At 72.0% G+C, this 6,351-nt stretch carries 9 protein-coding genes; all 9 read left to right on the forward strand.

What is annotated here, in order from left to right:
• The first annotated feature begins 1 nt into the window (after window position 1).
• The gene (gene nrdR, locus FJ108_07380) at window positions 2-463 is read left to right on the forward strand and encodes a transcriptional repressor NrdR (GenBank protein ID MBM4335717.1); all 462 of its coding nucleotides are present in this window, start codon (window positions 2-4) and stop codon (window positions 461-463) included.
• Window positions 464-485: 22 nt separating this feature from the next.
• Entirely contained in the window at window positions 486-1,553 is a 1,068-nt protein-coding gene (gene ribD / locus FJ108_07385; GenBank protein MBM4335718.1) for a bifunctional diaminohydroxyphosphoribosylaminopyrimidine deaminase/5-amino-6-(5-phosphoribosylamino)uracil reductase RibD, read from the forward strand.
• Between the two features lie 10 nt (window positions 1,554-1,563).
• Window positions 1,564-2,040, forward strand: coding sequence for a 6,7-dimethyl-8-ribityllumazine synthase (locus FJ108_07390; protein MBM4335719.1), 477 nt, complete (start codon window positions 1,564-1,566; stop codon window positions 2,038-2,040).
• A 2-nt stretch (window positions 2,041-2,042) separates the two neighbouring features.
• Window positions 2,043-2,492: a transcription antitermination factor NusB gene (nusB, locus tag FJ108_07395; GenBank protein MBM4335720.1), complete on the forward strand. Its 450-nt coding sequence runs from the start codon at window positions 2,043-2,045 to the stop codon at window positions 2,490-2,492.
• A complete protein-coding gene (locus FJ108_07400; GenBank protein MBM4335721.1) occupies window positions 2,489-3,079 on the forward strand; it encodes a hypothetical protein in 591 nt (196 codons plus the stop codon). Before nusB ends, FJ108_07400 begins: the two co-directional genes overlap by 4 nt.
• Before the next feature lie 35 nt (window positions 3,080-3,114).
• On the forward strand, window positions 3,115-4,023 hold the full coding sequence (locus FJ108_07405; protein MBM4335722.1) for a DUF4388 domain-containing protein: 909 nt from the start codon (window positions 3,115-3,117) through the stop codon (window positions 4,021-4,023).
• Window positions 3,447-5,030, forward strand: a complete 1,584-nt coding sequence (locus FJ108_07410) for a hypothetical protein (protein ID MBM4335723.1) — start codon at window positions 3,447-3,449, stop codon at window positions 5,028-5,030. Before FJ108_07405 ends, FJ108_07410 begins: the two co-directional genes overlap by 577 nt.
• Before the next feature lie 46 nt (window positions 5,031-5,076).
• Window positions 5,077-5,625: a hypothetical protein gene (locus tag FJ108_07415; GenBank protein MBM4335724.1), complete on the forward strand. Its 549-nt coding sequence runs from the start codon at window positions 5,077-5,079 to the stop codon at window positions 5,623-5,625.
• On the forward strand, window positions 5,603-6,351 hold a 749-nt coding region (holA, locus tag FJ108_07420), incomplete at its 3' end, for a DNA polymerase III subunit delta (protein ID MBM4335725.1). The genes FJ108_07415 and holA, both read left to right, overlap by 23 nt.

Here is a 6,351-nt window from a genome sequence, read left to right on the forward strand (position 1 = left end):
GATGCGTTGCCCGTTCTGTGATCACCCCGACACCAAGGTGATCGACGCCCGGAACCAGCGCGACACGCCGGTGAAGCGGCGCCGCCGCGAGTGCTCCGAGTGCCAGCGCCGCTTCACGACCTACGAGCGCATCGAGGATCTGCTGCCGATGGTGGTGAAGACCGATGGCCGCCGCGAGCTCTTCGACCGCCTGAAGATCATCACGGGAATGCAGAAGGCGTGTCAGAAGCGGCCCGTCTCGGCCGACGCGATCGAGCAGGCGGTGGTCCGGATCGAGCGTTTCGTGCTCGATTCGGGCGAGCGCGAGATCCCGAGCACGAAGATCGGCGACGAGGTGCAGGCGGAGCTGCGCGTGCTCGACCCGGTGGCCTGGCTGCGCTTCATGTCGGTGTACCTGAACTTCCGCACCATCGAGGACTTCCGCAGGGCGATGGGCGAGCTCAATCCCGAGGACGGCAATTAGCGCCGATGCGGACGAGCGCTTCATGCGCGAGGCGCTCGCGGTCGCCGCGCGCGCGCGCCTGCGAACCGCGCCCAATCCGACGGTAGGGGCGCTCGTGGTCCGGGGCGGCCGCGTGATCGCGCGGGGCGCGACGCGGGGCCTCGAGGCGCATGCGGAGGCGATCGCGCTCGCCCGCGCAGGCTCCGCCGCGCGCGGCGCCACGCTCTACGTCACGCTCGAGCCGTGCGCGCACTGGGGGCGCACACCGCCGTGTGTCGAGGCCGTGATCGCGGCACGCCCCAGGCGAGTCGTGATCGGGCTGGTCGATCCCGATCCGCGCACGCGCGGCGCGAGCATCCGGGCGCTGGCGCGCGCCGGAATCGACGTGAGCGCCGGCGTACTCGCCGACGCGTGCGCGCGCCACCACGAGGGCTTCGTCTCGCGCGTGCTTCGCGGCCGACCCTTCACGAGCCTGAAGCTCGCCGCGAGCCTGGACGGTCGGATCGCGACCGCGAGCGGCGAGTCGCGCTGGATCAGCTCCGGGGCCTCGCGCGCCCTCGTGCAGCGCCTGCGCGCGCGCACCGACGCGATCGTGGTCGGCTCGGAAACACTCCTGGCCGACGACCCGGAGCTCGCCGCGCGGCGGGCAGGGGGCGTGGTCCACCGCCCGCTTCGGGTGGTCGTCGACTCGCGCCTTCGCACGCCGCCGCAGGCGCGCATCTTGGACGTGGAGCGGCCGGAGAGCGCCTGGATCCTCTGCGCTCGCGATGCGCCGGCTCGCCGGCGCGCACGGCTCGAACGCGCCGGAGCACGTACGATCGACGTGCGCCGGAGCGGCGGCCACCTCGACCTCGGTGCTGCCTGGCGGGAGCTCGGCCGGCTCGGCGTGAACGAGTGCCTGGTCGAGGGCGGCGGAGGACTCGCGGCCGCGCTGCTTCGCGCCGGGCTGGTCGACCGTATGCATTTCTTTCTCGCTCCGTTACTTATTGGGGCCGACGGCCGCGCGGTGCTGGCCGGCCTGGGGGTCGGCCGGCTCTCCGAGGCGCTGCGCCCGAAGCGCTTCAGCGCGCGCCGAGTCGGGCCGGATCTCTACTGCCTCGCGGAGTGGTAGAAAGGCCATGATGCAAACGCTCGAGACACGCCTGGATGGACGCGGCGTCCGCGTCGGCGTGATCGTCGCGCGCTTCAACCACCTGATCACCTTGCGCCTGCTCGAGGGCTGCCTGGCGCGGCTCGCCGAGCTCGGCAGCGATGGCGTCGACGTGCTCTGGGTGCCCGGCGCGTTCGAGATCCCATGGACCGCGCAGCGCGCCGCGCGCAGCGGACGCTACGACGCTCTGGTTGCGATCGGCGTGGTCGTGAGGGGCGACACACCCCATTTCGAGTACGTCTGCCAGGGTGTGACCGACGGCGTCGGCCGGGTCGCGCTCTCCGAGAACGTGCCGATCGCGTTCTGCGTCCTCACCACCGAGACGGTCGAGCAGGCGCTCGTGCGCGCGGTGAAGCCCGGCGAAGCCGGCTGCAACAAGGGCGCGGAAGCGGCCGAGGTCGCGGTCGAGCTGGTGAGCCTGGGTCGAGCGCTGGGCGGAAGGAGCTAGGCGTGGGCACGCACGGTCCGCGGCGCATGGCGCGCGAGGCAGCCCTGCAGGTGCTCTTCGCGGCCGACCACGTCCACCCGGAGCTCGAAGTCGAGGCCGCGCGAAGCGCGTTCGAGGAGGTCTGCGAGGAGTTCAAGCTGCCGCGTCGCACGCACGTGCGCGCGCTCGAGCTGGCCGTCGGCGTCGCGCGCAACCGAAAGGACATCGACCTGGCGATCGGCCGCGCGAGCGAGAATTGGAAGGTCGAGCGCCTGGCCGCCGTCGACCGCGCCGTGCTGCGCATCGCGACCTACGAGCTGCTCCACGAGCCCGAGACTCCGCCGGAGGTCGTGATCGACGAGGCGGTCGAGATCGCGCGCCGCTTCGGCGGCGAGCGCTCGCCGGCGTTCGTGAACGGCGTGCTCGACGTGATCGCGCGGCAGGTTCACGGCGCGCGAGAGTCGCGCGCGTGAGTCGGCTGGAGCTCTCGCTCTTTCCCGGCTCGGTCGCCGAGGCGCCCGCGAACACGATCCTGGCTCTGGTCCCGGAGGACGAGCGCCCGCTTCGCGGCGACGCCGGCCTGGTCGACTGGCGCCTCTGCGGGCTGATCTCGAAGCACCTCCGGAGCGGCTACGTCACCGGTCAGCTCGGCGAGGCCGTTCTGCTTCCCGGCGATCGACCGCTCTCACCCGCGCGAATTCTGCTCGTCGGCGCCGGCGCGCAGACCGCGCGCGGCGGCCGCCCGGTGCTCCGCGCGATGCGCAGCGCCGCGGCGAAGCTGCTGATGATGCGCAGCCCGGTGGCGCTGCTGGCGTGTCCGGGCTCCGTCGACTTCTGCCAGGAGGCCGTGCCCCTGCTTCGAGGCCTCGTCCACGGACTGGCCGAGAACCAGACCGAGGCGGGGCTGCACCTGGTGCTTCCGCAGGGTGCGAGCAAGGAACGGGCGCTTCTGGCGGCGCTCTCGGAGGTGGTGCCCGGTGCGCACAGCTGGGGTATCTCGGTGAACGTCTCGTGGGTCGACGTGGATGGCGAGGAGCTGCCGATTCCGCAGCGGGCGTAAGGTCGCCGCCCGTCCGATCCGATCGATAGTCGGGGATGAGCCTTGCCGGGAATCTCTCCGATCTGAGCCTGCCCGAGCTGCTGCAGGTGATCGCCATGTCTCGCAAGACAGGGGCGCTGGAGATTTGCTCCGAGCGCGGCGGCGTGGCGTGGCTGGGCGTGCGCTCCGGCAGCATCGTGCGGGTGGCGCTCGGCTCGGGGGATCTCGAGCGCGAGCCCATCCTGAAGCGAGCCGGTCTGGCGCAGGATGCGCCTTCGGATCTCGTGGAGGCGGCGCTCTGGGAGGCGGCCGTCCACGCGACCCTGCGCATCTTCGAATGGACCGATGGTGACTTCACGTTCGAGCCGCTCGCCGACCCCACGCTTTCGTGGCGCGGGCCGGCGGGCGTGATCCTGCGCAGCCCCCTCTCCTCCGATTTCCTCGCGCTCGAGGGCGCGAGGCTCGAGGACGAGAGCTCGAGCGCAGCGGCGAGCGCACGCGAGCTCGAGCGCGCGACACCTCCCGAGGCGGTCTGCTCGCCGGTCTCGGCGCCGACTGCGCGCCCGTCCTCGCTGATCTGTGTCGATGCCGAGCTTCCCGTGCTCGAACGCCTGAAGCGCGGCCTGCAATCCGACGGCACGCGCATCCACATCTTTCAGAGCGCGGCGGACGCGCTGAAGCGCTTCAAGCAGTATCTCGCCAGCGGAGAGACGCCCGCTCTGATCGTCGGAAGCATGATCGACGATCCGTTCGAGGCGCACCGAGGGCTGGGCTGGCGGCGCTTCGCCGGACGGGTGCTCGGCATCGCCCCGCGGGCGCGCGTGATCATCGTCGCGCGGTCGGGCGAGCGCGTCGCTGCGCCCGGCTTTGCGGTCGTGGCCCGCCCCGCTCCCCAGGGTGCCAGCGAGCGCGACCAGCAGAGGTTCCTGGAGGAAGTCGAGAGCGCGCTCACCGGCCGTGCGTAAAGCGCCTCGGCTCCGCGTCCGATAGGTGCGGCGTATTCGCTTGGGACTTGCGCACCGAGGAGTCGCGCTTGATCGCAGCCTGCCCCCAGTGTCAGACACGTTTCCGACTCGCGCGGGAGAAGCTCGGCCCGCAGGGCGCGCGCATCCGCTGCAGCCAGTGCCAGACGGTGTTCCGCGTCCAGGCGCCCGATGCGGCAGGACCGCTCACCCCCGCCGAGTCCCGGCCGAGTCCGGTCGCTGCGCCGGCCGCGCCCGCGCCGGCGGCACCACCTGCGCCCCCGAAACCGCAGCCCCCGATCGCGCACGCGCTGATCGCGGAGCCGGATGCGGAGCTCGCGAAAGGCATCGCCGATCTCTGCGCGCGCTGGCGCATCTCGTCGGAAATCGTCGAGGATGGTGCAGACGCGCTGCTCGCGATCTTCCGGAGCCCGCCCAAGCTCGCGCTGCTCGGCGCCGGGCTTCCGTCGTTCTCGGCCGAGAAGCTGTGCGAGATCGTGCGGCGATCCGGCACTCCCGAGGCTCCGAAGCTGGTCCAGGTCGCGGTGGCCTCGGAGCCGCCCGTGTCCGGCTTCGAAGCCGACGCGATGCTCGAGCCCGCGGATCTGCCCGCGGGCCTGGCCGCCGTTCTGGAGCGGCTCGGCATCGGCGCCAAGCCGGTCGAGGCGCCGCTGAAGCCGGCGCCCGTAGCCGTCGCGGCTCCGCAGCCTGCGGCCGCCGCAGCGCCCGCGCCGCCCGCGCCGGCGAAGCCGACGCGTCCCGCACCTTCGAGCGATCCCGAGATCGCGGCCGCCGAGCGACTCGCGCGCATCGCCGTCTCGGACGTGATCCTCTACAACGAGCAGAAGTTCGCGGCCGCAGCGCAGGCTGGAAACGCGGCGAAGGCGCTCGCGACCGAGCTCGAAGAGGCGCGGCAGCACTTCAACTCGCGCGTTTCGCCGATCGTGCGCCAGAACCGCGACTTCCTGCGCGAGGAGCTCGAACGGCGCGCGGCCCAGCGCAAGGCCTGAGTCCGGGCGGGCGGGACGCGCGCGACTCCCGCTAGAATCCGCCGCGATGCGCGAGCGGTCGAGGTGGGACAGAACGGGCGGTGCGATCGCCGTGTCGATCGCGTGTCTGCTCGCAAGTTCCGCGTGCGGCTATCGGCCGCTCGACGGCAGATCCGCCTTCGGGCCGGGCGTGCGCACGATCGAGCTCTACGCCTTCGAGAACGCCTCGCGCGAGCCCGGCTTCGAGCAGCAGGTCGCCGACGCCATGGTCGAGGAATTCGCGCGCCGGGCCTGGCTCGAGCCCGTGCTCCAGGGCCAGGTCGTGCGCCCCGACCTGATCATGACCGGACGGCTGCGCAGCGCGGACGTGCGCTCGAACTCGTACTCGGCCGGGGGCCTCGCTCTCGAGCAGCGCGTCGAGGTGGTCTTCGACGTGAGCGTTCGCGAGCGGGAATCCGGGAAGGTCGTCTATCGTCATCCGGACTTCCGTCTCCGCGAGATCTTTCAGTCGAGCGCCGATCCGCAGGTCTCCGCCAGCAACAAGGAGCAGGCGCTGCGCCGGGTCGCGAGTTCGATCGCAGAGCGCGTGCACGATGAGCTCTTCCAGAGGTTCTGAATCGAAGTCCTCCCCTGGGGCCGAGCCTCCGGGGGCTCGAGCGCCGATCGCCCCGGTCGTGCTGATCGAGGGTCCCGAGGCGAGCTTGCGCGATGCTGCGCTCGCCGAGCTTCGCGAGCGGGCTCTCGCCGACGCGCCACGCGACTTCAACGAGGACCGCTTCGACTTCACCGTCTCGGGGACCGAGCCGGCCGCGATCGTCGGCGCCGCGCGCACGCTGCCCATGATGGCGCGGACGCGTCTGGTGCTCGTGCGCGGCATCGGCGAGAAGCGTGCGCAGGCCTTCACCGAGGGCGCGCTGCTCGAGTACCTGGAGGCGCCGCTCGAGAGCACCTGTCTCGTGCTCGAGGCGGCGAGCGTCGATAAGCGCCAGCGTTGGGTGAAGCGGATCGCCAAGATCGGGCAGGTGATCGACTGTACCGGACCGAGCCGACCGGCCGACGTGCGACGCTGGATCGACGCTCGCCTCGCCGAACGGAGCCTGCGCTGCGGAGGCGGCGTGGCCGCCGCGATCTTCGATCTGGTGGGCCCGGATCTCGACCGGCTCTCGCTCGAGATCGAGAAGCTCTGCCTGCATGCAGGAGAGAGCCGGAGCATCGACGTGGATGCGGTCGGCGAGCTGGTCGGGCAGGTGCGGCCGCGGGCGCTCTACGAGCTCACCGATGCGATCGGCGAGCGCCGGCTGGCGAGCGCGCTGCGCCTGGTCGCGGAGCTCTGCGCGCAGGG

It is taken from the genome of Deltaproteobacteria bacterium, from assembly GCA_016875225.1.
GTDB lineage: Bacteria > Myxococcota_A > UBA9160 > SZUA-336 > SZUA-336 > VGRW01.